Here is a 24,817-nt window from a genome sequence, read left to right as displayed (position 1 = left end):
TTTTACTCTCCGTTTTTTCAAGAGCTCCGAATGCGCGCTCGCCTCATCGCCGTCGGTGAACGCATGCCCGCCTGGGTGGCGGAGGGCTTCGCCGAGTACCGCAAGCGTCTGTCGCACGAATTGCCGCTTGAGCTGATCGAGCTCAAGCCTGGCGCGCGCGGCAAGGGGCGCGACGATGCGCGCGCGATCCAGGACGAAGGCGCGGCGATCCTCGCGGCGTTGCCGCGCGACATCCACGTGGTCGCGCTGGACGGGCGCGGCAAGACCTGGTCGAGCGAAGAACTGGCCGGACAGCTGGCGAAGTGGCGCATGTCCGGACGCGACGTCGCCTTCCTGATCGGCGGCCCCGACGGCCATGCGCCGGAAGTGCTCGCGCGCGCCGATCAGCGTTGGTCGCTCGGCCCGCTCACCTTGCCGCACATGCTGGTGCGCCTGGTGCTGGCCGAGCAGTTGTACCGTGCCACCACGCTGCTGGCGGGGCATCCCTACCACCGCGCGTGAGCCACGCCCGACGGGCGCTGCTTGCTATGCTCCGCCGCATGTCTTCTTCGAGCAGCGGGGTGTCCATGTCTTTCGCCGTGCGCCAGGCCACGATCCACGAACTCGATCTCATTGCGCCGCTGTTCGACGGCTATCGCCAGTTCTACGGACAACCCGCGGATCTCGAGCGCGCGCGCCGCTTCCTCGCCGAGCGTTTCCATCACGCCGAATCGGTGATTCTGCTGGCGCGCGATGGCGAAGGCGCCGGATTGGGCTTCACTCAGCTGTATCCGCTGTTCTCTTCGGTACGCTGCACGCGCCGTTATCTGCTCAACGACCTTTACGTGGCGCCCGCCGCACGTCGCAGAGGCGTGGCCGCGGCGTTGCTGGAGGCGGCCGCCGAGCATGGCCGCGCGATGGGCGTGGCCGGGTTGTCGCTGTCCACGGCGCACGACAACCATGCGGCGCAGAGGCTGTACGAATCGCTGGGCTGGCAGCTGGACACTGAATTCCGCGAGTACAGCCTGACGCTTTGATCCGATCCTTGCGTGCCGACGAAAGTCGAAGCCGGCACACCCGGGCGAGGCTTTACCATAGGCGGTCCCCTTCGCCAGACCCCATGCTCATGTCACGCATCCGCCACGCCGAACTGGCCGCCAAAGTCATGACCGCCGAGCAGGCGGCCGAATGGATCCAGCCCGGGATGACGGTGGGCATGAGCGGCTTCACCGGCGCGGGCTATCCGAAAGCGGTGCCGCAGGCGCTGGCGGCGCGCATGACCGCGGCGCATGCGCGCGGCGAAACGTTCCGCGTCAACGCGCTTACCGGCGCGTCCACCGCGCCGGAACTGGACGGCGCGCTGGCGCGCGCTGGCGGCCTGGATCTGCGCCTGCCGTATCAGTCCGACCCCGAGCTGCGCGCGCGCATCAATCGCGGCGAGATCGATTATCTGGACATCCACTTGAGCCATGTCGCGCAGTACGCGTGGTTCGGGCTGTTCGGCAAGATCGATGTGGCGGTGATCGAAGCGACGGCGATCCGCGAGGACGGTTCGCTGGTGCCGTCTTCCTCGGTGGGCAACAACAAGACCTGGCTGGACCTGGCGGACAAGGTCATCGTGGAGGTCAACCGCTGGCAGCCCGAGGCGCTGGAGGGCATGCACGACATCTACTACGGCACCGCGCTGCCGCCGCATCGCAAGCCGATCCCGCTGGTGCACCCGGACGATCGCATTGGCGAGCCTTACCTGCGCTGCGACCCGGCGAAGGTGGTGGCGGTGGTGGAAACCGATGCGCCCGATCGCAACAGCGCGTTCGCGCCGATCGACGAGACCTCCCGACGCATCGCCGGGCACCTGATCGAATTCTTCCGCCACGAAATCGCGCGCGGCCGTCTCGGACCGCAACTGCTGCCGCTGCAATCGGGCGTGGGCAACATTGCCAATGCGGTGCTGGCCGGTTTGCGCGAAGGTGGTTTCCGCGGGCTCACCGCGTTCACCGAAGTGATCCAGGACGGCATGCTCGATCTGCTCGCCGAGGGCGTGCTGACGAGCGCGTCGGCCACTTCGTTTTCGCTGAGTCCCGCGGGCATCGAGCGTTTCCTGGCGGACATCGATTTCTTCCGCCAGCGCATCGTGCTGCGCACGCAGGAGATCTCCAACCATCCGGAGCTGGTGCGCCGCCTCGGCTGCATCGCGATGAACGGCATGGTCGAGGCGGACATCTACGGCAACGTCAATTCCACCCACGTGGCGGGCAGCAGCGTGATCAACGGCATCGGCGGCTCGGGCGACTTCGCGCGCAACGGGTTCATGTCCTGCTTCCTCACGCCGAGCACCGCCAAGAACGGGGCGATCTCCTGTCTGGTGCCGATGGCCAGCCATGTCGACCACACCGAGCACGACGTGTCGGTGCTGGTCACCGAGCAGGGCCTGGCCGATCTGCGCGGCTTGTCGCCGCGCCAGCGCGCCAGGGCGATCATCGCCAACTGCGCGCATCCGACCTATCGGCCGTTGCTGGAGGATTACTTCGAGCGCGCCAGCCGCGACAGCAAGGGCAAGCACACACCGCATCTGCTGGGCGAAGCGTTGTCCTGGCACCAGCGGTTTCTCGATACCGGCGACATGCGCCCCTGACGGCCCTACCTGCAAGGAAGATCTTCATGCTCTATCTCGCTTCGCAATCGCCCCGCCGCCGCCAGCTGCTGGAACAGATCGGCGTCGCGTTCACGCCGATCGACGTGGACGTGCCCGAGGTGCGCGCGCCGGGCGAAGCGCCGCTGGCCTACGTCAGCCGCGTCGCGCGCGACAAGGCGCAGGCCGGGCTGGCAGGGTTGCCTTCCGATGCGCTGGTGCTGAGCGCGGATACCGAAGTGGTGCTGGACGACGAGGTGTTCGGCAAGCCGGCCGATGCCGCCGACGCCACGGTCATGCTGCGCAAGCTGTCCGGCCATACGCACGAGACGATCTCAGTGGTATGGGCGGTGCAGGGCGGTCGCGCGGAAAGCGCGACCTGCGTATCGAAGGTGCGCTTCGCGCCGCTGAGCGACGAGGACATCGCTGCCTACGTGGCCAGCGGCGAGCCGTTCGGGCGCGCCGGCGCGTATGCCATCCAGGGGCGCGGCGCGACGCTGATCGAGCATCTCGAGGGCAGCTTCACCGGCGTGATGGGCTTGCCGGTCTTCGAGACCGCGCGGCTGCTCCGCCGCTTCGGCATCGGCTGAGTCAGGCTGGCGGCAGCACCACGAACCACGACACCACGGCCAGCGCGTTGTTGACGCCGTGCGCGAGCACGGCTGGCCAGATCGAGCCCGAATGCAGCCGCAGCCAGGCCAGCGTCACGCCGAGCAACAGCAGATTGGGCAGGGCATACCAGAGGAAGCCCAGGTCGGGCAGGTGCACGCAGGCGAACAATGCTGCGGTGATGAACATGCCCACCCAGGCCGGCGCATAGCGCAGCGACGCCGAAAGCAGCACTCCGCGGAACAGGAGCTCCTCGACCAGCGGCCCCAGTGTGGTCACCAGCAGGGCGAGCGGGATGCGCAGGCCCAGCGACGCGGCCGCGCCCAGGCTCTTGATGTCCTGGCTGACCTCGTGGCCGCGCGCGAGCCATTGCGTCAGCAGTCCGCCGAGGAAGGGCAACATCAGGCCCAGCGCCAGGGCGATGGCGTAGTAGCCGCCCTGCGCGGGCGGCGAGAAACCGAAGCCGGGTGGCGCGGACAGCGGCCATAGCGCGGGCCATTGGCGCCGCGCCAGCCACAGGGTGATCAGGGCCGTGGCCAGCACTGTGAGGATCACCATCAGCGCGTTGACGTCCGGCCGGGTGAGCAGCGACCGCATCTGCGCCATCGCGTCGCCGCCATGCGCCAGGCCGACCGCCAGCCCGATCGCCAGGCCGACCACTGCGCCGATCGCGTACTGCAGCACGAAGTACAGCGCGATCAACCCCAGCGCGGACCATAGCGTGGGGAGCCGCAACGGCGCGGGCGGCGTGAAGACGGGATCAAGGCGGGGCGCTTCCATCGGGATCATCCTGCTGGTGTCGATCGGCGAGACGCACCAGGCAGGGCTTGGCGCACCTTTATTCCCTGACTATCTCCGACGCCTCCACGCTAAACGCCGCCGCCGCGCGTGCGCAATCCTGCCCTTCGTCATGGTTGTGCGGCACCTGCCTGTATAGTGTCGAGGTTCGTCCAAGGAGGAAGCTGGCGCCAAGGCGCCGACCCATGTTCGCACTCGACTGGCTGGCCGACCCCACTGCCTGGGCCGGTCTCCTCACCCTGGTGGTGCTGGAGATCGTGCTGGGCATCGATAACCTCGTCTTCATCGCCATCCTCGCCGACAAGCTGCAGCCGCAGCAGCGCGACAAGGCCCGCATCATGGGTCTTGGCATGGCCCTGGTGATGCGGCTGCTTCTGCTCGGCGCGATGTCCTGGCTGGTGAAACTCACCGAGCCGATCGTCACCTGGCAAAGCTTCTCGCTGTCGTGGCGCGACATCATCCTGCTGCTGGGCGGCATCTTCCTGCTCTTCAAGGCCACGCTCGAACTGCACGAGCGGCTCGAGGCAGGCGACGAGCAAGAAGAAGGCAACCGCGTGCATGCCCGCTTCTGGCTGGTAGTGACGCAGATCGTGGTGCTCGATGCGGTGTTCTCGCTCGACTCGGTGATCACCGCCGTCGGCATGGTCGACCAGCTCTCGGTGATGATGATCGCCGTGGTGGTGGCGATGATCCTGATGATCAGCGCGAGCAAACCGCTCACTGCCTTCGTCAACGCGCGGCCGACGGTGGTGATCCTGTGCCTGTCGTTCCTGCTGATGATCGGTTTCAGCCTGGTCGCCGAGGGCCTGGGCTTCCATATCCCGAAGGGTTATCTGTACGCCGCGATCGGCTTCTCGATCATGATCGAGGTGTTCAACCAGACCATGCGGCGCAATCGGCGGCGCGTGCTGTTCAGCAGCCCGCGCAAGCTGCGCGACCGCACCGCGCGCGCGGTGCTGCGCCTGCTCGGCGCCGGCGGCGAGGAAGAGGAAGACGCGCCCAAGGCAGCCGATGCCGCCGCCGAGTCCGGCATGGCGGTGTTCGGCAAGGACGAACTGGCGATGGTGCAGGGCGTGCTCGATCTGGCGCACCGTCCGGTGCGTTCGATCATGACCCCGCGCACCGAAATCAGCTGGGTGGATCCGCGCGAAAGCGCCGCAGCGCTGCGCGGGGAAGTCACCTCTTCTTCGCATGCCTGGCTGCCGGTAGCGGAGGACGACCTGGATCAGCTGGTCGGTGTGGCCTCCTCCCGCGACTTGCTGGCGAGCCTGCTGGAGCATGGCCGCATCGAGGTCGAGCAGGTGGTGCGCAAGCCGCTCACCGTGCTGGAGTCGCTGAGCGTGCTGCGCCTGATCGAAGCGTTCCGTCGCTCGCCGCTGCAGGTGGCGCTGGTGGTGGACGAGTACGGCAGCGTGCTGGGCCTGGTGACGCCCACCGACGTGCTGGAAACGATCGCCGGCGAATTCCGCGGCGACGACAGTGGCGATCCTTCCGCGGTGCAGGACACCGATGGCGCCTGGCTGCTCGACGGCGGCCTGGACCTGCGCCGCGCCGAGCACCTGCTCGATCGCGAGCTGGCCGGCGATGGCAGCTTCTCCACCCTGGCCGGCTACGTGTTGCAGCAGCTCGGCCGTCTGCCGCGCGTGGGCGACAGCCTGGACAGCGACGGCCTGCACTTTGAAGTGACGGCGATGGACGGCGCGCGCATCGAGCGCCTGAAAGTGACGACGACGGAATGACGAGTACGGAGGCGGGCATGCAGGTCGACTTCGGCAAGACCGCGGGCGACTACGCCCGTCATCGTGCGGGCTTCCCGGACGCATTCTTCACGCGGCTGTTCGACGAAGGCCTGGCGCGGCCGGGCGAATCCGCGCTGGATCTGGGCACGGGCACCGGCACCGTGGCGCGCGGCCTGGCCCTGCGCGGCTGCGCGGTCACCGGCCTGGATCCATCCGCGGCCTTGCTGGCCCAGGCAGCGGCGCTGGATCGCGCCGCCGGCGTACAGGTGCGGCAGGTGCGCTCGACGGTGGAGGAGGCGGATTTCGCGCCGGCCAGCTTCGATCTGCTGACCGCCGGACAATGCTGGCACTGGTTCGACCGGCCGCGTGCGGCCGCGCTGGCGCGCCGCTGGCTGCGCCCCGGTGGCCGGCTCGTGATCGCGCACTTCGACTGGCTACCGCTGGCGGGCAACATGGTCGAAGACACTGAGAGGCTGATCCGAGCGCACAATCCAGCCTGGCACCTGGGCGGCAACAGCGGCCTGTATCCGGCCTGGCTGAAGGAAGTGCGCGAGACCGGCTTCGGTGATGTGCGTACCTTTTCGTTTGACCTGGCCGTGCCGTACAGCCATGCGGACTGGCGCGGACGCATCCGCGCCAGCGCCGGCGTCGGCGCTTCGATGGAGCCGGCGGCGGTGGAGCGTTTCGATGCCGAACTGGGGGCCCTGCTGACCGAGCGCCATCCGGCCGAGCCGATGGCGGTGCCGCATTGCGTATGGGTGCTCAGCGCCGTGGCGCCGGGCTGAGGGAGATCGCGTCAGCCCAGCAGCAGCGCCCGACCCAGGCCGATAACGCCGATCAACAGGGTCGCCAGCAGGCCGACCGAACCCACCGCGAAACCGCCCTCGCGTTTCGCCGGATCGCGCAGATACGCCAGCGCGTACCACACGCGCCCGGCCACCCACACGAGCCCCGCCAGCCCGGCCCACAGCGGCGCGCCATAGGTGGCGGCCAGCCACAGCGAAGGCAGGAACATCAGCGTTGCCTCGAGCGTATTCATCTGCACCCGGAAGGCGCGCTCGAAATCCGGGTGCCCGATGGTCGCCGGCGCCTTGACGCCGTAAAGCATGCGGGCCCGCGCCACCGCGAAGGCCGTGCCTGCCTGCAACAACACGGTGAGCAGGACCACGATGGCGGGAAGGTGCTGGAGCATGCGGGAGGACTCGCTGAAAGGTCGCCTACTGTAGCCGGCCCCGCGCGCTTGGCGTGCGTCCGGGCAGGGGTTATCGTCGCGCGGCGGCGCCGGTGGCGGGGCCTACGGCAGATGAGGCTGGCATGGACTGGCAAAAAGGCGAACGCAGTCAGAACGTCGAGGTCGACAGCGGTGGCGGCGGCCCGCGCTTCGGCGGCGGCCGCGGATTGGGCATCGGCGGCATCGTGATCCTGGCCATCCTTGGCCTGGTGTTCTTCAAGGATCCCACCGCGCTGCTCAGCCAGGTCGACCAGGGGGGCGGCCAGGTCGCGGCGCCGACCGGTCAGCCGGCGCAGGTCGATCCGCGGCAGAAGGACTTCGTCAGCGCCATCCTCGGCTCCACCGAGAAGACCTGGGGCGACATCTTCGCGGCCAACGGCAAGCAGTACGTGCAGCCGAAGCTGACCCTGTTCAGCGGCGGCGTGAACACGGCCTGCGGCGCGGCGTCTACCGCAGTCGGGCCGTTCTATTGCCCCGGCGACCAGAAGGTTTACCTCGACCTGGCGTTCTTCCAGGAATTGCAGAATCGCTTTCACGCCGCCGGCGACTTTGCTCGCGCTTATGTGATCGCGCACGAAGTGGGCCACCACGTGCAGAACCTGCTGGGCGTGTTCGACCGCGCCGAACAGGCGCGCCGGCAGGGCGCCCGCATGGAAGGTGCCGACGGGCTGTCGGTGCGCCAGGAGCTGCAGGCGGACTGCTTCGCCGGCGTGTGGGCCAACCGCAGCCAGCAGCGTCTGCAGTGGCTGCAGGACGGCGACATCGAATCGGCGCTCAACGCCGCCAGCCAGATCGGCGACGACGCCCTGCAACAGCAGGCGCGCGGCCGCGTGGTGCCGGACTCCTTCACTCACGGCACCTCCGCCCAGCGGGTGAAGTGGTTCCGCACGGGTTTCCAGAGCGGCAACGTGGGCAGCTGCAATACGTTCGCGGGCGAGCCGTAATCACGGCGGGAACAGGGGAGGCCGGCAGACCGGCCTTCCTATTCCCGACGCCCTATTCCAGGGCGACTGTTCCCCAGGCAGAATGCCGACGCCGCGCGCCAGGGGGTGCGCTCACCTCCTTTGCCATGGTCCATCCGTGCCTTCGCTGCGGCGCCTGCTGCGCGCAATACCGCGTTGCCTTCCATTGGTCCGAAGCCGAGCCCGCACTGGGCGGCGTGGTGCCGATCGAACTGACCGAAAAACTCGATCCGCACCGCCTGGTCATGCAGGGTACGCAGGCAGCCAAGCCGCATTGCGTGGCCCTGCGCGGCGAGCTGGGCAAGTCCGCCCATTGCGGTATCTACGAGCGCCGGCCGTCGGTGTGCCGGGACGTCGAACCCTCATGGGAATTCGGCCGGGCCAGCCTGCAATGCGATAAGGCGCGCCTGGCCCACGGCATGGCCCCGCTCACTCCGGCGGACTGGGCGGCACGACCCGATGAAGGCCTGGCGGAGCCCGTCGCGGCCTGAGTGCTCTCACCGTGCTGGTATGGGCGCGGCGTTCTCGAACGCCAGGGCGAACTGCCGCAGTTCGCTCTCGTTGAGGTCCGACACCGCCACGAAGCGCATCCCACCCTGGCGCCAGTCGATGACGGTATAGCCGTGCCGCTGCGTCGTGGCCTGGGACGTATCCGCGCCATCGGCGGGCCATTGGTAGAGATTGATCGCGTGCAGGCGGCGGCGATAGACCAGCGCGGCGACGCTGCGCCCGCCGATCGCATCCAGGCGGCCGCCGGCGAGCGGAAAGCCTTCTTCGGCAAGTTCCTTCACGCGCGGCGCGAAATCCAGCTTGCCTTCGAACCACGGCTTGACCGTGTGCTGGTCAGTCGACACCACGTCCATCAGGTGCTGTGGCTGCAGCGAGCGCAGATGGCCGGAAATCGCCTCGTCCACCAGTGCGGTCGGCGCCGCGCCGGGCCGGGCAAGCCACAGCCAGGCCGGCGCCGACAGCACCAGCGCGCCGGCGAAGCCGGCCGCGGCGGCCAGGAGCAGGGTGCGGCGAGGGCGTGGTGCGACGGTTGCCGCCGGTGCCTGCCACTGGCGGCGCAGCGCTTCCGGTGCGCGGCGGTACAGCGCCGGCTGGGCCATGGCCTTGCGCAGGCGATCGTGTTCGCGCTGCGTCGCTGCGCAGGCGGCGCAACCGGCAAGATGGCGTTCCACCGCTACGCTCTGCGCGGCGTCCAGTTCGTCGTCCAGATAGGCGTGCAGGAGCAGCCTGGTGTCATCGCAGGTCATGGCGGCGTGGCTCCTTGGGGCGATGATGGGTCAGTTCCTCCCGCAGGCGTTCGCGTGCGCGCGCCAGGCGCGACATCACGGTGCCGATCTTCTGGCCGGTGATGGCGGCGATCTCCTTGTACGAGCACTCTTCCAGCTCGCGCAGCACCAATACTTCGCGCCACGCCGACGGCAGTCGTGCGAGTGCTTCCTGCAGCGAGCCTACGTCCACCGCGAGGAGGGCGACGGTCTCCGGTGACGGTTGCGGATCGACCAGCGGATGGCTCTCTTCATCGAGCGGATCGTGCGCGGCATCCGGCGAGTGCTTGGCGCGCAGGGTATAGAAGGTGTTGCGCACGATAGCCAGCAGCCACACGCGCGCATCGCCGCCGTGAAAGCTGTCGAAGTAGCGCAGCGCGCGCAGCATCGCCTCCTGCACCACATCTTCGGCATCCGCATCATTGCGCGCGAGCCAGTGCGCCAGGTTGTAGGCCGCATCCAGATACGGCAACACGGCAGCCTGGAAGCGCGCGCTGGAAGCGGCGTCCGGACGGTGCAGTGGCGTGGGCGCATCGATGGCCATGAGGGGAATACCTCGCTGCGCGCGACTTTATTCCCGCGCCGCGATCGCGGGAATAGGCGAGATAGCGGAGCGGTATGGAATGGGGCCGGCGCCATGGCGGTGCCGGCCAGATCGGCCTGCCGGCCGGCCATTCGGAGCGCACCATGCGAGACCACGATCGAGACCACGATCGAGACCACGACGACACGGCGCGGGGCCGCCGCCAATTCCTGCAATGCATGGCCTGGGCCGGTGCCGGCACGCTATGGCTGATGAAGGGCGGCGTGTTGCAGGCCCATGCCCTCGACGACCTGGGAGCGAAGGACATCGCCGATGCGAGCTTCAGCTTCGCCCAGATCAGCGATTCGCACATCGGGTTTCACAAAGAGCCCAACCCCGATGTGGTCGCCACCCTGCGGGCGTCGCTGGCGCGCATCGGCGCCCAGCGGACGCCGCCGGATTTCCTGCTGCACACCGGCGATCTCACGCACCTGTCCAAGCCGGAGGAGTTCGACACGCTGGCCGGCGTGATGCAGCAGGCGCGCGCGGCGCACACTTTCTACGTGCCCGGGGAGCACGACGTGATCGGAGACAACGGCGCGGAGTTCTTCCGGCGCTTCGGCCTGCGCCAGTCGTCCGGTGGCTGGTACAGCTTCGACCATCGCGGCGTGCATTTCGTCGGGCTGATCAACGTGCTGAACCTGAAGGCCGGCGGTCTCGGCTCGCTCGGCGCCGATCAACTGGCTTGGCTGAAGAAAGACCTGGCGCCGCTATCGGCGGAAACGCCATTGGTGGTGTTCGCGCACATGCCGCTGTGGCCGCTGTATCCGCCGTGGGGCTGGGGCACCGACGACAGTGGTGAAGCGCTGGGGCATCTGCGCCGTTTCGGTTCGGTGAGCGTGCTGAACGGGCACATCCACCAGATCCAGCAAAAGGTCGAAGGCAACATCACGTTCTACACGGCGCGGTCGACCGCCTATCCCCAGCCGGCGCCTGGCGCGGCGGATGCGCCGGGGCCGCTGAAGGGCATCGCGCCGGGTGCATTGCAGCGCTATCTGGGCGTGCGTGACGTGCGTCATGTGCAGGGCCGGCAGGCGCTGGCGGTGACCGATGAGGTGCTGGCATGAACGGCCTGCGCGGTTGGGCGATGGCACTGCTGGCGCTGGTCTCGCTCGGTGGCTGGGTGGCGGCGACGGCGGGCAAGGCGCCGGAGGCGCAGGTGGCGATCAGCCACTTCACGTTTGCGCCTGGCACGCTCACCGTCGCGGCTGGCACGCGCGTGGTCTGGGTCAATCATGACGACGAGCCGCACATCGTGGTGAGCGCGGGCAACGGATTCGCCTCGTCCAAGGCGCTGGATACCGGCGACAGCTACGCCACGGTGTTCGACAAGCCCGGCACCTATGCGTATTTCTGCTCGATCCACCCGCACATGGTGGGGACGATCGTCGTGCGTTAGCCGTGCGGCTGCGCGCTGTCGAAGCGATAGATGTCCATCGCCAGGAAGCCCAGGTCGATGCCCGCGTCGATGCGTTCGGCGCGGGCCTTCGCACCGGCTGCGCCCAGGGCGACGTAGAGCGGCAGCAGATGTTCGTCGGTGGGATGCGCGCGTTCGGCGAACGGTGCCTGGCGGCGGTAGTCGAGCAGCGCTTCCACATCGCCCTCGGCGAGCTTCTGCTCGATCCAGCCGATGAACGGGCGCACATAAGGCGCCTCGTGTTCTTCGCTGAAACCGGCGCGGAAATCGTGCAGGTTGTGGGTGATGCTGCCCGAGCCGATCACCAGCACGCCTTCCTCGCGCAGCGGGGCGAGCGCGCGACCCACGTCGTACTGATGGCGCGGGCCGAGCATCGGCTGGATCGACAGCGGTACCACCGGGATGTCGGCCGCCGGATACAGCAGGCGCAACGGCACCCAGGCGCCGTGATCCAGGCCCTGGCGCGGGTCGAGCATGGTCGGCAGGCCGGCGCCGTCCAGCAGCTCCGCGACGCGAGCGGCCAGCGCCGGCTCGCCCGGGGCGGGATAGCGGATCTCGAACAGCTCACGCGGGAAACCATAGAAATCATGGATGGTCTCCGGTCGCGCCGCGCCACCCACGCTGGGCTGGCGCGCCAGCCAGTGCGCGGAGGCGATCACGATCGCGCGCGGGCGCGGCATGGCCTGGGCCAGCCCGGCCAGGCGCTCGCCGACCTGCCCGGGATGCAGGGCGGTCATCGGGGAGCCGTGAGAGATGTAGAGGCTGGGCAGGGTGGTCATGGCGGCGGTCTCGTGGGGACCACCCTAGAGTAGGGCCGCCATGTCCTGCCGGTAGCCGTGCGCGATCGGACTAAGCGTTGCGCACGCGAAACGATCGTCGTCGCCCATGCCGTGGCATGGGCGACGCGCGGATCAGCGCTTCTTGAAGGGCTTGCCGCCGCCCGGACGCTTGCCGTGACCCTTGAAGCCACCCGGGCGATAACCGCCGGCGCGGCGCGGCGGAGTGTCGCCGGCACCGCTGTCGTCGCCGTCCCATTCGCGGATGCGCAGCTGCTGCTGGGCTACCCATACCTTCTTCAGGTGCTCGAACACTTCCTTGGGCATGCCGTCGGGCAGGTCGATCAGGCTGTAATCGCCGCGGATGCTGAGGCGGCCGATGTGCTGGCTCTCCAGCCCCGCCTCGTTGGCGATGGCGCCGATGATGTTGCCGGGCTTCACGCCGTGCTCGTGGCCGACTTCGATGCGGTAGGTGCGCTTGCCCTGTTCGGTCTGGTGCGCACGCACCGGGCGCGTGCCGAATTCGCGTGGCGCGCTGTCGCGGTCGCGCTGCTGGCGGGGCGAGCGATCGCGGTCACCGCCGCGCTCGTCACGCTCGCGCGGCGCGAATTCCCGCGGTGCCGGCTCACGCTTCGGCGGCGGCGTCAGCAGCAGCGGCTGATCGCCCTGGGAAATGCGCGCCAGCGCCGCGGCGATCTCGACCGCAGGGATGTTGTGTTCCTGCTCGTACTGCTCGATCAACTGCTGGAACAGCTCCAGCTCGCCGACCGCGAGCGTGTCGGTGATGCGCTGCTTGAATTTGGCGATGCGCACGTCGTTGACCGCTTCGACGGTGGGCAGCCGCATCTCTTCGATCGGCTGGCGCGTGGCGCGCTCGATCGCGCGCAGCATGCCCTTCTCGCGCGGCGTGACGAACAGGATCGCCTCGCCGCTGCGGCCCGCGCGGCCGGTGCGGCCGATGCGATGCACATAGCTTTCGGTGTCGTACGGGATGTCGTAGTTCAGTACATGGCTGATGCGTTCCACGTCCAGGCCGCGCGCGGCCACGTCGGTGGCGACCAGCACGTCGAGCTTGCCGTCCTTCAGCTGCTGGATCACGCGCTCGCGCTGCGCCTGCGCGATGTCGCCGTTGATCGCGGCGGCGGCGAAGCCGCGCGCCTGCAGCTTCTCGGCCAGTTCCTCGGTCGCCTGCTTGGTGCGCGCGAAGATGATCATCGCGTCGAACGGCTCGGCCTCGAGAATGCGCGTCATCGCATCGAGCTTATGCAGGCCGCTGACGAACCAGTAGCGCTGGCGAATATTGGTATTGGTGGTGGTGGCCGCCTTGATGGTGACCTCTACCGGATCCTTCAGATGCTGCTGCGCGATCTTGCGGATCGGCGGCGGCATGGTGGCGGAGAACAGCGCCACCTGGCGCTGCGGCGGCGTGGCTTCCAGCACTTTCTCCACGTCGTCGATGAAGCCCATGCGCAGCATCTCGTCCGCCTCGTCGAGCACGAGGTAGGCCAGCTCGGAGAGATCCAGCGTGCCGCGCTCCAGGTGATCGATTACGCGGCCGGGCGTGCCCACCACCACCTGCACGCCGCGCTTGAGCGCATGCAGCTGCGGGCCATAGCTCTGGCCGCCGTAGATCGGCAGCACCTGCAGGCCGGGCATGTGCGCGGCGTAGCGCTGGAACGCTTCGGCCACCTGGATGGCCAGCTCGCGCGTAGGCGCCAGCACCAGCGCCTGCGGCTTGCCAGGTTTCAATTCGAGGCGCGACAGGATCGGCAGCGCGAACGCGGCGGTCTTGCCGGTGCCGGTCTGCGCCTGGCCCAGCACGTCGCGGCCTTCCAGCAGCGGCGGGATGGTGGCGGCCTGGATCGGCGACGGCGACTCGTAGCCGACGTCGGTCAGTGCCTTGAGCACTTCCGGCTTGAGCGCAAGCGCAGCGAAGCCGGCGGCCGCCGGCTGGGATTCGGAGGACGGGGAGGACATGGGGAACCTCGACAGGGCAGGCGCGGCGCGCATGCGTGAGAAGGGCGCCATTGTAGCAGCCTGGCTGGCCCAGGCCGCGCGATGTATGGTCGAAATCCCCATTTCCCATGAGGAATTCGTATGCAACAGCGCTTGCAGGGGCGGGTAGCCTTGGTGACCGGAGCATCTTCGGGCATCGGCGAGGCCACCGCGATGGCCTTGGCCGAGGCCGGCGCCAAGGTGGCGGTCGCCGCGCGGCGGCGCGAACGGCTGGATGCCCTGGCCACGCGCCTGGCTGGCCTGGGCGCCGAGCCGCTGGTGTTGCAGGCGGACCTGCAATCGACCGCCGAGGCCCAGCGCATCGTGCGGGAAACCGAAGCCCATTACGGCCGCCTGGACATCCTGGTGAACAACGCCGGCGTGATGTATCTGGAACCGGTCGCCGAGGCCGATCTGGGCCGCTGGGAGCGCATGCTGCAGCTCAACCTGATGAGCCTGATCGCCGCCAGCCAGGCTGCACTGCCGGGCATGCAGGCGCGCCGGGATGGCCATGTGGTGAACATCTCCTCCACCGCGGGGCGCGTGGCCAACCCCAATGCGGCGGCCTATTCGGCTACCAAGTTCGGCGTCGGCGCGTTCTCCGAGGCGCTGCGCCGGGAGGTCTGCCAGCACAACATCCGCGTCAGCGTGATCGAACCGGGCGTGGTGGAAACGGAACTGCGCGACCATGTCGGTCACGCCGCGGCGCGCCAGGCCGTCAGCGCGTGGGCCGAGAGCATGCGTCAGCTGCAACCGGAAGACGTGGCGGAAGCGATCGTGTTCTGCGTGACCCGGCCGGCGCACGTCAACGTCAACGAAGTGCTGATGCGTCCCACCGACCAGGAACGCTGAGCGCAGGCCGGGCCGCTATCATGCCGGCCCGGTTCTATGGAGAGGAACGCATGTCGCAGATCGAAACCCTGTCCGAGCAGCGCTGCCACGATGGCGTGCAAGGCTTCTATCGCCATGCCTCGGCCGCGTGCGGCGGGCCCATGCGCTTTGCCGTGTACCAGCCGCCGCAGGCCGCTTCGCGCGCCTGCCCGGTGGTGTATTTCCTGGCCGGCCTGACCTGCACGGAAGAGACGGCCACGATCAAGGCCGGCGCACAGCGCGTGGCGGCCGAACTGGGCCTGGTGCTGGTGATGCCGGACACCAGTCCGCGCGATACCGGCATCGAAGGCGCCACCGGCGACTGGGAGTTCGGCGAGGGCGCAGGTTTCTACGTCGATGCCACCGCGGCGCCATGGTCGACCCGTTTCCGCATGCACAGCTATGTGGTGGACGAACTGCCCGCGCTGCTGGCGACGCATTTTCCGGTGGACGTCGCGCGCAGTGGCATCCTCGGCCACTCGATGGGCGGGCACGGCGCGCTGACCATTGCGTTGAAGCATCCGCAGCGCTATCGCTCGGTCTCCGCGTTCGCGCCGATCGTCGCGCCTACCCAGGTGCCGTGGGGCCGCAAGGCCCTGCCGCGCTATCTGGGCGCCGATCCCGCGGCGTGGGCCGCCTACGACGCCTGCGAACTGGTGCGCGAGCACGGCTTTGCCGGCGAGATCCTGATCGACCAGGGCGAAGCGGACAAATTCCTCGCCGAGCAACTGCGGCCGGAGCTGTTCGACCAGGCCTGCGCGGAATCCGGCCAGGCCCTGCGTCTGCGGCGCCATGCCGGCTACGACCACAGCTATTACTTCATCGCCAGCTTCATCGAGGATCACCTGCGCCATCACGCGCAGGCTCTGGAGGCATGAGCGCGCTGCGCATCGCCACCGCGCGCACCGTGATCCGCCATGCGACGGCGGCGGACGCGCCGGCGCTATGGCGGTATCGGACGGAGAACCGCGAGCACCTCGCGCCGTGGGAGCCGCTGCGCGAAGAGCATTACTACTCGGTAGGGCACACCGCGCAGACGATCGCCGACTGGGCAGAGTCGATCCGGCTGGATCGCGGCTATCCGTTCCTCGTGCTCGACCCGGAAGAGGGCGAGATCATCGCCACGTTCAATTTCGCCAACATCGTGCGCGGCGTGTTCCAGGCCTGCCATCTCGGCTACGCGATCGCGCAGCGGTGGCAGGGGCGGGGGCTGATGCACGAGGCGCTGGAAAGCGGCCTGGATTGGGCCTTCGGTCCGCTCGGGCTGCACCGCGTGATGGCCAACTACATGCCGCGCAACGAGCGCAGCGGGCGGCTGCTGGAGCGGCTCGGGTTCGAGCGCGAGGGCTATGCGAAGCGGTATCTATGCATTGCCGGCGCGTGGGAGGACCACGTACTTACGGCGCGCATTCATCCGAAGGGATAGGTCGGGACGAGCCGAAGGCAAACCTCGGCGTTCGCCACGTTATGCGCCGGCGCGGTGATCGGGGTGAGCCTTTGGCTCAACCCCGATCTATGCCGTCGGATCAGGCCTTGGCGGCCGGGCGGCGCCGACGGCGGCGCGTGCGGTTGCCTTCGCTGGCGCGCTCGGCGTTGCCCTGCTGGGCATGGCCGTGCGGGCGGTGCGACGGCGTCGGACGCGACGCGCGAGGCTGGCGCTGACCCTGGACCGGGCGCGGCGCGCCGGCATCCAGGCGCAGCGGCTGCGAGGGCTCGAAACCGGCAACGTCGGTGATCGCGATCTCCTGCTTGAGCAGGCGGCGGATATCGCGCAGCAGGCCGGATTCGTCATGGCTCACCAGCGACACGGCCAGGCCGTCGGCGCCGGCTCGGCCGGTGCGGCCGATGCGATGCACGTAGTCCTCGGCCACCATCGGCAGGTCGAAGTTGATCACGATCGGCAACTGGTCGATGTCGATGCCGCGCGCGGCGATATCGGTGGCCACCAGCACGGTGATGCGGCCGCTCTTGAAGTCGCTCAGTGCGCGGGTGCGCGCGTTCTGGCTCTTGTTGCCATGGATCGCGGCGGCGCGCAGGCCGGCGGCTTCCAGGTAGCGCACCAGTTTGTCGGCGCCGTGCTTGGTGCGGCTGAACACCAGTGTCTGGCGGCGGCTGTCCTGGGCCAGCACGTGCAGCAGCAGGTCGCGCTTGCGCGCGGCATCCACCGGATGCACGTGGTGGCTGACCGTGGTCGCCACGGTATTGGGCGGGGTCACCGACACTTCGCGCGGCTCGTGCATGAACTGCAGCGCCAGCGCCTTGATCGGCGGCGCGAAGGTGGCGGAGAACAGCAGCGTCTGGCGCTGCTTGGGCAGCGCGCCGAGGATGCGCTTGAGCGCGGGCAGGAAGCCCATGTCCAGCATGCGGTCGGCTTCATCCAGCACCAGCACTTCCACGCCGGAGAGATCCACCGATCGCTGCTGCATGTGGTCGATGAGACGGCCCGGGGTGGCGATGACAATGTCCACGCCGCGGCGCAGCGCCTGCATCTGCGGGCCCATGCTCACGCCGCCGAAGATGGTGGTGCTGCTGACGCGCAGGTGCTTGCCGTAGTCGCGCAAGTTGTCATTGACCTGGGCAGCCAGCTCGCGCGTCGGGGTGAGCACCAGCGCGCGCGGACGGCGCGTCTGGGTTTCGCGGCCGGTGGAAAGCTTCTGCAGCAACGGCAGCGCGAACGCGGCGGTCTTGCCGGTACCGGTCTGCGCGGCGGCGAGCAGATCGTGGCCTTCCAGTGCCAGCGGGATGGCGCCGGCCTGGATCGGGGTGGGGTTGGCGTAGCCTTGTTCGGCGAGCGCACGCAGCAACGTGGGCGCAAGGCCCAGCGATTCGAAAGACATGGATGCTCCAGAGCAACCCGGAGCGTCTGGCGGACCGCGTTGCAGTAGTTCGTGGGGGAGGGCGGCGGAATGCCGTTTTCGAAGTATAGCCGAAACCGCGCCGCTCCGCCCGATCGGGTCACGGCGGGCGGCGCGCCACCAGCAGATAGCTGTTGAACGGGGTGCGTCCGAACAGGGGAGCCAGGGTCACCGCGAGGCCGGCGGCCTCCAGCGGCGCGAGCAGTTCTTCCGCCCTGGGGTAGTGCTTGGCGCCACCGCGGATGCGCCCGCTCACGCGCAACCAGACCTCCTCGGCCCGGGTGGCCTGGAAGCGCCAGCTGTCGTCACGCAGCACGCTGCGGATCACCAGCGCGCCGCCGGGAGCGACGCGCTGCAGGCAGGCATCCAGCAATGCGCTCTGCGCGTCCTTCGGCAGGTAATGCAGCATGTCCAGCAGGGCGACATGGCCACGCAGCTCGGGCAGCGCGGAAGCGTCGGCAATCAGCAGTTGCATCGCCTGCTCCAGCCCTGCCCGCCGGGCCGCGGCCTGGCCGGCGCGGATCTTCCGCTCGTCGTGGTCGAGTCCGACATAGCGCGGCAGCGTGCCGTGCGCATGCAGATACAGACCGAGCAAGCCGATGCCGCAGCCGATGTCGATGAGCGGCAGCGCGCTGCCGTCGATGGCTTCGGCGGCGGCCGCGTAGACCGGGTCGGAGGCGAGCTTGCCGCGTACGTAGCCGCGCTGGAAGCTGCCGTCGTAGTAATCGGCGATGCGTTGGCGCGAGAGTCGATCCATCATCTCGTGGCTTGTGGCAATGCCCGCAGCCTAGCGTTCATGTCTGCGCGGCGCTACCCGCGCGAGCGGCCGCGGCCTTGCGCGAACGCGCGCGTTGGTGTCTCGTGGGCGCCCCAGGTCGCCACCCCCGGAGCTTCCATGCGGCTGCTCGAGCCATTGCGTGAATTGAACGCTACCCAGCGCCACACCGTGATGGCGAGTTTCCTGGGCTGGACGCTGGATGCATTCGACTACTTTCTGTTGACGTTCGTGATCGTCGCGGTGGCGCACGATTTCCATGCGAGCAAGGCCGAGGTGCTGTACGGCCTGTTCCTCACGCTCGCCGCACGTCCGCTGGGCGCGTTTCTGTTCGGGCGGCTGGCGGATCGCTACGGGCGCCGGCCGATCCTGATGATCGACGTGCTGCTGTTCTGTCTGTTCGAATTCGCTACCGCGTTCGCGCCCTCGCTGACCATCTTTCTCGTGCTGCGCTTTCTGTTCGGCGTGGCGATGGGGGGCGAGTGGGGCCTGGGTGCCTCGCTGGCGATGGAGTCGATCCCTGCGCGCGCGCGCGGCCTGGTCTCCGGCCTGCTGCAGAGCGGCTATCCGTGCGGTTTCTTCCTCGGCGCGCTGGTGAACTGGCTGCTGGTGGACCACATCGGCTGGCGAGGCCTGTTCGTGGTGGGCGCGCTGCCGGCCCTGCTGGTGTTGTACATCCGTTCGAGCGTGCCCGAATCGCCGGTATGGGAGGCCGGCCGCAGCGATCGGGCCAGGCTGGGCTTGTTCGCGCAGATGCGCGGGCACTGGAAGCTGGCCTTGTATCTGACCTTGCTGATGGCGGCGTTCAACATGTTCAGCCACGGCTCGCAGGACCTTTATCACACCTTCGAAGAAGAGACCCTGCACCTGCCCACCGGGTCCGGCACGGCCTTCCTGCTGGTGGCGATGCTCAATCTCGGTGCGATGGTGGGCGGGCTGGGCTTCGGCGCGATGTCCGAGCGGATCGGGCGACGCCGGGCCATGATCACCGCGGCGCTGCTGGCGATCCCGGTGATCCCCTTGTGGATGTACGGCGGCTCGATACTGTGGCTGGCGCTGGGTGCCTTCCTGATCCAGGTGATGGTGCAAGGCGCCTGGGGCGTGGTGCCCACCCATCTGAACGAGTTGTCGCCCGATGCAGTGCGCGGCACCTTGCCGGGCGTGGCCTATCAGCTGGGCAACCTGCTGGCAGCCTATACGGCCAACGCGCAGAACCTGATTGCGGACTGGCGCGGCGGTGACCTCGCTTTCGCCATGAGCGTGTGGATCGCCGGCATCGCCCTGGTGCTTGCTTTGCTGGTGTGGCTAGGCCCGGAGAAGCAGGGCGTGGGCTTCGGAGCCCGCCCGCCTGGGCAGGCCGGCTAGCCGGCGGGCTGCTAGAATGCCCGTCTTTCGCACATCACGAGACAGGCAATGAAGGCTGGCAAGGACAAGGTCATCTCGCTCCACTACACCCTGACGGTGGACGGCGAGAAAGTAGAGAGCTCGCACGATCGCAACGAGCCGCTGTGGGTGCTGCTGGGCCATGGCCAGCTGATCCCCGGTCTGGAAAAGGCGCTGGACGGCCACGGAGCCGGCGAGACCCTGCAGGTGGAAGTGACCGCGGAGGAAGGCTACGGCGCGCGCAACGAAGGCATGACCCAGCGCGTGCCGAAGAAGTACTTCCAGCAGGCGGCCAAGCTCAAGCCGGGCATGACCACGGTGCTGGCGCTGAAGGAAGGCGGCCATCGCGTGGTGGTGGTGCAGAAGGTCGGCATGACCACCGTCGACGTGGACCTCAATCACCCGATGGCTGGCAAGACGCTGAACTTCGAGGTGGCCATCAACGAAGTGCGCGATGGTACCGAGGAAGAAATCCAGCACGGCCACGCGCATCCGCCGGGCGCTGAAGCGCACTGAGCAGTTTTCGCTGACGATGCATGCGAGAACGGCGCCCATCGGGCGCCGTTCTTTTTTTGCTTCGCGGTCCGATTACGCCGATTACGGGGCGAGCGTGATCTGCACGTCCACATTGCCGCGCGTGGCGTGCGAGTAGGGGCAGATATCGCTATGCGCGGTGTCGATCAGCTTCTGCGCGACGTCGCGGTCGATGCCCGGCAGGCTCACTTCCAGCTTCACGGCGATGCCGAAGCCGGTCGGTTCGCGCGGACCGATGCCGACCTGCGCGGTGACGGAAGCGTCCTTCAGCGCCACCTTCTGCTCGCGTGCCACGTAGCGCACCGCGCCTTCGAAGCAGGCCGCATAGCCGGCGGCGAACAACTGCTCCGGATTGCTGCCGTGGCCGCCGGGGCCGCCGAGCTCCTTGGGTACCTTCAGGTCGAAGTCGAGCACGCCATCGCTGCTATGGATGTGGCCTTCGCGGCCGCCCTTCGCGGTGGCGGTGGCGGTGTAGAGAATCTTGCTGACAGTGCCGTTGCTCATGGTGATTTCCTCGGGTGGGTGGGGCGTGATGGATCGGGATGGATCAGGTTTCGGTGGAGCGGTTGACCTTGGCGGCGAGCTGTTTCAATTCATCGCGCAGGCGCCGCATGTCGTCGGGGGCGAGGCATAACCGCGCGGCCAGGCATTCGGGGATGGATTCGGCCGACGCGCGCAGCGCACGGCCTTGCGGGGTGAGGCGGATTTCCACTTCGCGCTCGTCGCTGCGGCGGCGTTCGCGCGAGACCAGTCCGGCCTGCTGCAGGCGCTTGAGCAGCGGGGTCAGCGTGCCGGAGTCCAGCTGCAGACGGCCGCCCAGCTCGCGTACGGTCAATCCGTCCTGTTCCCACAGCACCAGCATGGTCAGGTACTGCGGATAGGTCAGGTCGAGCGCTTCCAGCAGCGGCCGGTACGTGGCGGTCACGGCGCGCGAGGCGGCGTACAGCGCGAAGCAGAGCTGTTGGTCCAGCAGCAGCGAGGGTGGGGTGGTGGTCTTCATGGGGCGTACCTTAAGCGCGAAATTAAATTGTGTACAATTCAATTTTTCAATCGACACCATAGCCCGTGCCTAACGACGCGGCTTGCGAATCTTGGACAGGAAGAACGGCGAGGGCGGGAAGGCTAGTCGAGCAGCCGTTTGCCGAATGCGAAGTGGTCCTTCCAGTAAGGACCGTCGATATCGTCCAGGCGCACCGTGCCGCCGCTGTTGGGCGCATGCACGAAGCGTCCCTTGCCCACATACACACCCACGTGGCTGATGCCGCCGCGGCTGCCGAAGAACACCAGGTCGCCGCTCATCAGATCGTCCATCGCGCCGACTTTGCGCGCGTCCATCGCGGACATCTCGCGCGAGGTGCGCGGCAGCTGCAGGCCCGCCGCCTGGCGGTAGATGTAGTCGACCAGCCCGCTGCAATCGAAGCCGCCGTCCGGCGTATTGCCGCCCCAGCGGTAGGGCGTGCCGACCAGGGCAATGGCGCGGAACAGCACGTCATTGGCGGTGCCTGCGGCGCCCGCCGGTGCGCGTGCCGGCAGGTTGGCCAGGGACGAGCGGGATTCCTTGTAGGTGGGCTGCGGCCGCCGGGGGGCGCTGGAACAGGCTGCCAGGGCCAGCAATGTCACGGCCAGCAGCACATGCCGCATGGCCGGCCGGACGGCAAGCGGAAGAGTGAGAGCCTGGCGCATGATGATCCCCTGGGCGGAAGGACGGCGCGAGGTTATCAAATCAAGGAGTTGGGATGAAGTCCTCAGGTCTTGATTGAGGCTCTGGGGTTACTGAGACGACGTGGTCTCGGCTGCTATCTCGATGGATCGCTCTCCCAGTGCCTTGCCGTCGGTGTCCCTGGCTCGCAGGCGGTAGCGTCCCGGAAAGAGATGAAGCGCGCTGCGGGTGCCGCTGGCGGTGAGCAGATAGCGGTCGGCTGCCGTCGCTTCGTCGGGTTCGTCGGCATGGAAGGCTTCCATCAGGCAGGGCAGTGTGCCGGCGCACAGCGAGGTATCGATCGGCAGCGGTGCGCGTCTGCCGTCGAGATCGAGCCAGCTGGGGCGATGCCCGTCCGGTGCGCTGCTGCTTTGATCGCGTTTATCGCCTTTCGCCAGTGGCGGCAGGATCACTGAAACGTCGTGCAGTTCGGGGCGATCGCTCCAGAATACTGGCGCACCGCCGGACGCATGGCGTTTCATCAGCACGAAGGCGCGTGACATCGCGGGCGTCGCCGCCGCACCGTCGGTCGTCGCGAAAGGCGTGCTTTCCCGGAACAGGCTCTGATCGATCGACAGTGGTTCGATGCCGCTGAGCCGGGCCAGCTGCGCAGCCATCGGTACGGCGTTGCCGAGGCGGCCCTTGGCCTTGTCGATATGCGCCGGTCCGGCATGGACGAACAGTCGAGCTTCCGGATGCCCCTGGAACACTTTGCGGTAAAGGTTTCGTGCCTGGCCCGCTTCGCGCTCTTCGAACGTGCCGGTGTCAACTTCGTACGGCACCAGGATGAAGCCCAGGCGCAGCGCCTCGCGCACGATTTCGCCGTAGAGCGGCTCGCGCAGATATTCGCTGCCGCTGTCGCGCAGCGGATAGCCACGGGTCGCCAGCGTCGCATCCTGGTCGCCCAGGGCTTCGAGGGCCAGATGGGTGAAGCCCTGGTCTTTCAGGCGCGGCAGCAGGGCGAGGGTAAGCAGGCGGGTGCGCGGGTCGTGATGTGCTTCGTTGATCATCACCAGGCGGCGACCATGCGCGAGCCCGGTGATGGCGTCGGCGGCGTCGAGCGTTCGCCAGTCCGCGGGCGAGAGCAGCTTATCCCGCGGGGCGCGTGGGCCGAACGGAAAATCGGCAAGAGCCTCGGCGTACAGGCCCAGGTCGCTTTCCACGCTGGCCAGCATCTGCCGCGCCACGGAGCGCTGGTCTTCCGGCAAGGTCGGCAGCGCGTCGCCGAGATGGCGATAGCGGGCGACGTCGTCCGTCAGGGGTTTGAGCTCGCGCAGCAGGGCCAGGGTGGAAGGCGCGAGCGTATCGGCCTGGAGGGCGCCGGCCTGGGCGAGCAGCAGGCCGGCGGCGAACGCGACAACGTGGCGTGCGGCAGTCATGGGCGGTCTTCCTTGAAGCGGCATGGGGTCAATGGATGTCGATGGTCCGCTCGGTCAGCGTGTGTCCTTCGCTATCCCACGCGCGCAGGCGGTATGGGCCAGGGTAGAGATAGAGCGAGCTCATGCTGTCGGGCGTGAGAAACGTAAAGCGGTCGGCGGGAATCGCATCGTCGGTTTCATCGGCATGGCGCGCCTCGACCACGCATGGAAGATGGCTGCCGCACATATCGGTCGTGATCAGGTGCGGCGTGCGCTGGCCATCCAGATCCAGCCAGCGCGGACGGCGCTGGTGGCCCGGGCCGGGCAGCAGCACGTCCACGTCGTGGCGGGAAGGATCGGCGGTCCAGGCGCTGCCGTCATTGCGGCGGGTCAGCACGACGGCTTGTCGCGGCCGGTACAAGGCGATGAGCTGGCGGTACGGATCCTTCTTGCCGGCGCTGAAGCCGATGTCGCGCCAGCGTGTCTGGTCGATGGACAGCGGATCGATGCCGGTGAGCGCGCGCAATTGCATCGCCATCGGCTGCACGCCGGCGCCAAGGTTTCCCGGTGCCTTGTCGATATGCGCATAGCCTGCGTGGATGAACAGCCGCGCCTTCGGATCCGCCTGGAACACCTTGCGGTACAGCAGGTGCGCCTGGCCGGCCTCGCGCTCGGCCATCGTGGCGGCTTCGGATTCGTAGGGCACCACGATGAAGCCGAGCTTGAGCGCCTGGCGAACGATCTCGCCATACAGCGGGTCGTGCAGGTATTGGCTGCCGCTGGCCGGCGTGGGATAGCCGCGCCGGGCCAGATCCGGATCGGCGTCATGCAAGGCCTCGGCCGCGAAATGCGTGAAACCCGCGGCCTTCAGCCGCGGCAGCAGGGCCAGCGTCAGCGCGCGGGTGTGCCCGTCGTGGTGGGCTTCGTTGATCATCACGATGCGGCGGCCGGCGGCGAGCCTGACGATGGTGTCGGCCGCGTCGCTCGCCTGCCATTGGTCGGGCTGCGGCAACTCGCCATCAAAGCCCACGCGATTGTCGAACGGGAAATCGCGGATCGCTTCCGGATACAGGCCAAGCTCGTCCTCCACCGCCGCCAGCAGTTGCAGCGGAACGATGCGCTGATCTTTTCCCAGCCGAGGCATGGCATCGATCAGATGCTCGTAGCGCTGCAGGTCGTTCTTTAGTGGTTGCAGTTCCGCATAGAGATCGCGGGGCGGCGTTGTCGCGGTCGAGGGATGCGCCGGCGTATCGGCGGCATGGACGGACAGCGCGAGCATGAGGGCAGCCAGGCCACAGGTAAGGCGTCGATGCATCCGGCGTCGGGCGATATCCATGATTGGGCTCTC

28 protein-coding genes are annotated in these 24,817 nt (G+C 68.2%); 15 read left to right on the top strand and 13 right to left on the bottom strand.

Annotated elements, in window-relative coordinates; genetic code table 11:
* Positions 1–30: 30 nt before the first annotated feature.
* From rlmH to ACNR9O_RS14510, 4 genes are all read left to right on the top strand, one after another.
* The gene (gene rlmH, locus ACNR9O_RS14525) at positions 31–501 is read left to right on the top strand and encodes a 23S rRNA (pseudouridine(1915)-N(3))-methyltransferase RlmH (protein WP_473687626.1); all 471 of its coding nucleotides are present in this window, start codon (positions 31–33) and stop codon (positions 499–501) included.
* A 65-nt stretch (positions 502–566) separates the two neighbouring features.
* Entirely contained in the window at positions 567–1,016 is a 450-nt protein-coding gene (locus ACNR9O_RS14520) for a GNAT family N-acetyltransferase (protein WP_473687628.1), read from the top strand.
* An 83-nt stretch (positions 1,017–1,099) separates the two neighbouring features.
* Positions 1,100–2,614: an acetyl-CoA hydrolase/transferase family protein gene (locus tag ACNR9O_RS14515; protein ID WP_473700649.1), complete on the top strand. Its 1,515-nt coding sequence runs from the start codon at positions 1,100–1,102 to the stop codon at positions 2,612–2,614.
* Between the two features lie 26 nt (positions 2,615–2,640).
* Positions 2,641–3,201 (top strand): Maf family protein, encoded by a 561-nt coding sequence (locus tag ACNR9O_RS14510; RefSeq protein ID WP_473687632.1) that lies wholly within the window; start codon positions 2,641–2,643, stop codon positions 3,199–3,201.
* 1 nt (position 3,202) lies between these two features.
* Here the strand turns inward: ACNR9O_RS14510 and ACNR9O_RS14505 are convergent, their stop codons facing one another.
* Positions 3,203–4,000: a lysostaphin resistance A-like protein gene (locus tag ACNR9O_RS14505; protein ID WP_473687634.1), complete on the bottom strand. Its 798-nt coding sequence runs from the start codon at positions 3,998–4,000 to the stop codon at positions 3,203–3,205.
* Positions 4,001–4,203: 203 nt separating this feature from the next.
* Between ACNR9O_RS14505 and ACNR9O_RS14500 the strand changes: the two genes are divergently transcribed.
* Together ACNR9O_RS14500 and ACNR9O_RS14495 are read left to right on the top strand one after the other, a co-directional pair.
* Positions 4,204–5,757 carry a TerC family protein gene (locus ACNR9O_RS14500; RefSeq protein WP_473687636.1) on the top strand — a complete coding sequence of 518 codons (1,554 nt, stop codon included), beginning with the start codon at positions 4,204–4,206 and terminating at the stop codon, positions 5,755–5,757.
* 17 nt (positions 5,758–5,774) lie between these two features.
* Positions 5,775–6,542: a class I SAM-dependent methyltransferase gene (locus ACNR9O_RS14495; RefSeq protein WP_473687638.1), complete on the top strand. Its 768-nt coding sequence runs from the start codon at positions 5,775–5,777 to the stop codon at positions 6,540–6,542.
* Between the two features lie 11 nt (positions 6,543–6,553).
* Here the strand turns inward: ACNR9O_RS14495 and ACNR9O_RS14490 are convergent, their stop codons facing one another.
* The gene (locus ACNR9O_RS14490) at positions 6,554–6,949 is read right to left on the bottom strand and encodes an MAPEG family protein (RefSeq protein ID WP_473687640.1); all 396 of its coding nucleotides are present in this window, start codon (positions 6,947–6,949) and stop codon (positions 6,554–6,556) included.
* Between the two features lie 122 nt (positions 6,950–7,071).
* Here ACNR9O_RS14490 and ypfJ point away from each other — a divergent pair, with 122 nt between their 5' ends.
* Together ypfJ and ACNR9O_RS14480 are read left to right on the top strand one after the other, a co-directional pair.
* Positions 7,072–7,932, top strand: a complete 861-nt coding sequence (ypfJ, locus tag ACNR9O_RS14485) for a KPN_02809 family neutral zinc metallopeptidase (protein WP_473687642.1) — start codon at positions 7,072–7,074, stop codon at positions 7,930–7,932.
* 125 nt (positions 7,933–8,057) lie between these two features.
* Positions 8,058–8,441 carry a YkgJ family cysteine cluster protein gene (locus ACNR9O_RS14480; RefSeq protein ID WP_473687644.1) on the top strand — a complete coding sequence of 128 codons (384 nt, stop codon included), beginning with the start codon at positions 8,058–8,060 and terminating at the stop codon, positions 8,439–8,441.
* 6 nt (positions 8,442–8,447) lie between these two features.
* Here the strand turns inward: ACNR9O_RS14480 and ACNR9O_RS14475 are convergent, their stop codons facing one another.
* Together ACNR9O_RS14475 and ACNR9O_RS14470 are read right to left on the bottom strand one after the other, a co-directional pair.
* Entirely contained in the window at positions 8,448–9,206 is a 759-nt protein-coding gene (locus ACNR9O_RS14475; RefSeq protein WP_473687646.1) for an anti-sigma factor family protein, read from the bottom strand.
* Entirely contained in the window at positions 9,193–9,768 is a 576-nt protein-coding gene (locus ACNR9O_RS14470) for a sigma-70 family RNA polymerase sigma factor (RefSeq protein ID WP_473687649.1), read from the bottom strand. The genes ACNR9O_RS14475 and ACNR9O_RS14470 overlap by 14 nt, the downstream gene beginning before the upstream one ends.
* A 74-nt stretch (positions 9,769–9,842) precedes the next feature.
* Here ACNR9O_RS14470 and ACNR9O_RS14465 point away from each other — a divergent pair, with 74 nt between their 5' ends.
* Positions 9,843–10,874, top strand: a complete 1,032-nt coding sequence (locus ACNR9O_RS14465; protein ID WP_473687651.1) for a metallophosphoesterase family protein — start codon at positions 9,843–9,845, stop codon at positions 10,872–10,874.
* A complete protein-coding gene (locus ACNR9O_RS14460) occupies positions 10,871–11,206 on the top strand; it encodes a cupredoxin domain-containing protein (protein WP_473687653.1) in 336 nt (111 codons plus the stop codon). Before ACNR9O_RS14465 ends, ACNR9O_RS14460 begins: the two co-directional genes overlap by 4 nt.
* Here ACNR9O_RS14460 and ACNR9O_RS14455 read toward each other — a convergent pair.
* Positions 11,203–12,003, bottom strand: coding sequence for a dioxygenase family protein (locus tag ACNR9O_RS14455; protein ID WP_473687655.1), 801 nt, complete (start codon positions 12,001–12,003; stop codon positions 11,203–11,205). The genes ACNR9O_RS14460 and ACNR9O_RS14455 overlap by 4 nt on opposite strands.
* 132 nt (positions 12,004–12,135) lie before the next feature.
* Positions 12,136–13,977, bottom strand: coding sequence for a DEAD/DEAH box helicase (locus tag ACNR9O_RS14450; protein WP_473687657.1), 1,842 nt, complete (start codon positions 13,975–13,977; stop codon positions 12,136–12,138).
* Positions 13,978–14,097: 120 nt separating this feature from the next.
* Here ACNR9O_RS14450 and ACNR9O_RS14445 point away from each other — a divergent pair, with 120 nt between their 5' ends.
* The 3 genes from ACNR9O_RS14445 to rimJ are packed head-to-tail and all read left to right on the top strand — an operon-like array spanning position 14,098 to position 16,291.
* A complete protein-coding gene (locus ACNR9O_RS14445) occupies positions 14,098–14,847 on the top strand; it encodes an SDR family oxidoreductase (RefSeq protein ID WP_473687659.1) in 750 nt (249 codons plus the stop codon).
* Positions 14,848–14,897: 50 nt separating this feature from the next.
* Positions 14,898–15,743 carry an S-formylglutathione hydrolase gene (fghA, locus tag ACNR9O_RS14440; protein WP_473687661.1) on the top strand — a complete coding sequence of 282 codons (846 nt, stop codon included), beginning with the start codon at positions 14,898–14,900 and terminating at the stop codon, positions 15,741–15,743.
* On the top strand, positions 15,740–16,291 hold the full coding sequence (gene rimJ / locus ACNR9O_RS14435; RefSeq protein ID WP_473687663.1) for a ribosomal protein S5-alanine N-acetyltransferase: 552 nt from the start codon (positions 15,740–15,742) through the stop codon (positions 16,289–16,291). Before fghA ends, rimJ begins: the two co-directional genes overlap by 4 nt.
* Before the next feature lie 100 nt (positions 16,292–16,391).
* On the opposite strand, the gene ACNR9O_RS14430 is transcribed toward rimJ, so the two are convergent.
* Entirely contained in the window at positions 16,392–17,702 is a 1,311-nt protein-coding gene (locus ACNR9O_RS14430) for a DEAD/DEAH box helicase (protein ID WP_473687665.1), read from the bottom strand.
* A gap of 118 nt (positions 17,703–17,820) precedes the next feature.
* Positions 17,821–18,480, bottom strand: coding sequence for a class I SAM-dependent methyltransferase (locus ACNR9O_RS14425; RefSeq protein ID WP_473687667.1), 660 nt, complete (start codon positions 18,478–18,480; stop codon positions 17,821–17,823).
* A 135-nt stretch (positions 18,481–18,615) separates the two neighbouring features.
* Here ACNR9O_RS14425 and ACNR9O_RS14420 point away from each other — a divergent pair, with 135 nt between their 5' ends.
* Both ACNR9O_RS14420 and ACNR9O_RS14415 read left to right on the top strand, forming a co-directional pair.
* Complete coding sequence (locus tag ACNR9O_RS14420; protein WP_473687669.1) at positions 18,616–19,860, top strand: MFS transporter; 1,245 nt, start codon at positions 18,616–18,618, stop codon at positions 19,858–19,860.
* 48 nt (positions 19,861–19,908) lie between these two features.
* Positions 19,909–20,394, top strand: coding sequence for an FKBP-type peptidyl-prolyl cis-trans isomerase (locus tag ACNR9O_RS14415; RefSeq protein WP_473687671.1), 486 nt, complete (start codon positions 19,909–19,911; stop codon positions 20,392–20,394).
* Positions 20,395–20,475: 81 nt separating this feature from the next.
* On the opposite strand, the gene ACNR9O_RS14410 is transcribed toward ACNR9O_RS14415, so the two are convergent.
* The 5 genes from ACNR9O_RS14410 to ACNR9O_RS14390 form a co-directional block, all read right to left on the bottom strand.
* Positions 20,476–20,916 carry an organic hydroperoxide resistance protein gene (locus ACNR9O_RS14410; RefSeq protein WP_473687673.1) on the bottom strand — a complete coding sequence of 147 codons (441 nt, stop codon included), beginning with the start codon at positions 20,914–20,916 and terminating at the stop codon, positions 20,476–20,478.
* Positions 20,917–20,959: 43 nt separating this feature from the next.
* A complete protein-coding gene (locus ACNR9O_RS14405; protein ID WP_473687675.1) occupies positions 20,960–21,412 on the bottom strand; it encodes a MarR family winged helix-turn-helix transcriptional regulator in 453 nt (150 codons plus the stop codon).
* A gap of 122 nt (positions 21,413–21,534) precedes the next feature.
* Complete coding sequence (locus ACNR9O_RS14400) at positions 21,535–22,095, bottom strand: C40 family peptidase (RefSeq protein ID WP_473687677.1); 561 nt, start codon at positions 22,093–22,095, stop codon at positions 21,535–21,537.
* Positions 22,096–22,182: 87 nt separating this feature from the next.
* Complete coding sequence (locus ACNR9O_RS14395; RefSeq protein WP_473687680.1) at positions 22,183–23,490, bottom strand: hypothetical protein; 1,308 nt, start codon at positions 23,488–23,490, stop codon at positions 22,183–22,185.
* A 28-nt stretch (positions 23,491–23,518) separates the two neighbouring features.
* The gene (locus ACNR9O_RS14390) at positions 23,519–24,805 is read right to left on the bottom strand and encodes a hypothetical protein (RefSeq protein ID WP_473687682.1); all 1,287 of its coding nucleotides are present in this window, start codon (positions 24,803–24,805) and stop codon (positions 23,519–23,521) included.
* Positions 24,806–24,817 lie beyond the last annotated feature (12 nt).

The sequence above is a fragment of the Dyella sp. CR10 genome (assembly GCF_055814425.1).
This window is presented reverse-complemented; position numbering and strand designations above follow the sequence as displayed.

What these genes read in the sequence shown, in the direction of transcription:
- rlmH (WP_473687626.1), top strand. Translation starts at nt 31, where the DNA reads ATGCGCGCTCGCCTCATCGCCGTCGGTGAACGCATGCCCGCCTGGGTG.
- ACNR9O_RS14520 (WP_473687628.1), top strand. Translation starts at nt 567, where the DNA reads ATGTCTTTCGCCGTGCGCCAGGCCACGATCCACGAACTCGATCTCATT.
- ACNR9O_RS14515 (WP_473700649.1), top strand. Translation starts at nt 1,100, where the DNA reads ATGCTCATGTCACGCATCCGCCACGCCGAACTGGCCGCCAAAGTCATG.
- ACNR9O_RS14510 (WP_473687632.1), top strand. Translation starts at nt 2,641, where the DNA reads ATGCTCTATCTCGCTTCGCAATCGCCCCGCCGCCGCCAGCTGCTGGAA.
- ACNR9O_RS14505 (WP_473687634.1), bottom strand. Translation starts at nt 4,000, where the DNA reads ATGGAAGCGCCCCGCCTTGATCCCGTCTTCACGCCGCCCGCGCCGTTG.
- ACNR9O_RS14500 (WP_473687636.1), top strand. Translation starts at nt 4,204, where the DNA reads ATGTTCGCACTCGACTGGCTGGCCGACCCCACTGCCTGGGCCGGTCTC.
- ACNR9O_RS14495 (WP_473687638.1), top strand. Translation starts at nt 5,775, where the DNA reads ATGCAGGTCGACTTCGGCAAGACCGCGGGCGACTACGCCCGTCATCGT.
- ACNR9O_RS14490 (WP_473687640.1), bottom strand. Translation starts at nt 6,949, where the DNA reads ATGCTCCAGCACCTTCCCGCCATCGTGGTCCTGCTCACCGTGTTGTTG.
- ypfJ (WP_473687642.1), top strand. Translation starts at nt 7,072, where the DNA reads ATGGACTGGCAAAAAGGCGAACGCAGTCAGAACGTCGAGGTCGACAGC.
- ACNR9O_RS14480 (WP_473687644.1), top strand. Translation starts at nt 8,058, where the DNA reads ATGGTCCATCCGTGCCTTCGCTGCGGCGCCTGCTGCGCGCAATACCGC.
- ACNR9O_RS14475 (WP_473687646.1), bottom strand. Translation starts at nt 9,206, where the DNA reads ATGACCTGCGATGACACCAGGCTGCTCCTGCACGCCTATCTGGACGAC.
- ACNR9O_RS14470 (WP_473687649.1), bottom strand. Translation starts at nt 9,768, where the DNA reads ATGGCCATCGATGCGCCCACGCCACTGCACCGTCCGGACGCCGCTTCC.
- ACNR9O_RS14465 (WP_473687651.1), top strand. Translation starts at nt 9,843, where the DNA reads ATGGAATGGGGCCGGCGCCATGGCGGTGCCGGCCAGATCGGCCTGCCG.
- ACNR9O_RS14460 (WP_473687653.1), top strand. Translation starts at nt 10,871, where the DNA reads ATGAACGGCCTGCGCGGTTGGGCGATGGCACTGCTGGCGCTGGTCTCG.
- ACNR9O_RS14455 (WP_473687655.1), bottom strand. Translation starts at nt 12,003, where the DNA reads ATGACCACCCTGCCCAGCCTCTACATCTCTCACGGCTCCCCGATGACC.
- ACNR9O_RS14450 (WP_473687657.1), bottom strand. Translation starts at nt 13,977, where the DNA reads ATGTCCTCCCCGTCCTCCGAATCCCAGCCGGCGGCCGCCGGCTTCGCT.
- ACNR9O_RS14445 (WP_473687659.1), top strand. Translation starts at nt 14,098, where the DNA reads ATGCAACAGCGCTTGCAGGGGCGGGTAGCCTTGGTGACCGGAGCATCT.
- fghA (WP_473687661.1), top strand. Translation starts at nt 14,898, where the DNA reads ATGTCGCAGATCGAAACCCTGTCCGAGCAGCGCTGCCACGATGGCGTG.
- rimJ (WP_473687663.1), top strand. Translation starts at nt 15,740, where the DNA reads ATGAGCGCGCTGCGCATCGCCACCGCGCGCACCGTGATCCGCCATGCG.
- ACNR9O_RS14430 (WP_473687665.1), bottom strand. Translation starts at nt 17,702, where the DNA reads ATGTCTTTCGAATCGCTGGGCCTTGCGCCCACGTTGCTGCGTGCGCTC.
- ACNR9O_RS14425 (WP_473687667.1), bottom strand. Translation starts at nt 18,480, where the DNA reads ATGATGGATCGACTCTCGCGCCAACGCATCGCCGATTACTACGACGGC.
- ACNR9O_RS14420 (WP_473687669.1), top strand. Translation starts at nt 18,616, where the DNA reads ATGCGGCTGCTCGAGCCATTGCGTGAATTGAACGCTACCCAGCGCCAC.
- ACNR9O_RS14415 (WP_473687671.1), top strand. Translation starts at nt 19,909, where the DNA reads ATGAAGGCTGGCAAGGACAAGGTCATCTCGCTCCACTACACCCTGACG.
- ACNR9O_RS14410 (WP_473687673.1), bottom strand. Translation starts at nt 20,916, where the DNA reads ATGAGCAACGGCACTGTCAGCAAGATTCTCTACACCGCCACCGCCACC.
- ACNR9O_RS14405 (WP_473687675.1), bottom strand. Translation starts at nt 21,412, where the DNA reads ATGAAGACCACCACCCCACCCTCGCTGCTGCTGGACCAACAGCTCTGC.
- ACNR9O_RS14400 (WP_473687677.1), bottom strand. Translation starts at nt 22,095, where the DNA reads ATGCGCCAGGCTCTCACTCTTCCGCTTGCCGTCCGGCCGGCCATGCGG.
- ACNR9O_RS14395 (WP_473687680.1), bottom strand. Translation starts at nt 23,490, where the DNA reads ATGACTGCCGCACGCCACGTTGTCGCGTTCGCCGCCGGCCTGCTGCTC.
- ACNR9O_RS14390 (WP_473687682.1), bottom strand. Translation starts at nt 24,805, where the DNA reads ATGGATATCGCCCGACGCCGGATGCATCGACGCCTTACCTGTGGCCTG.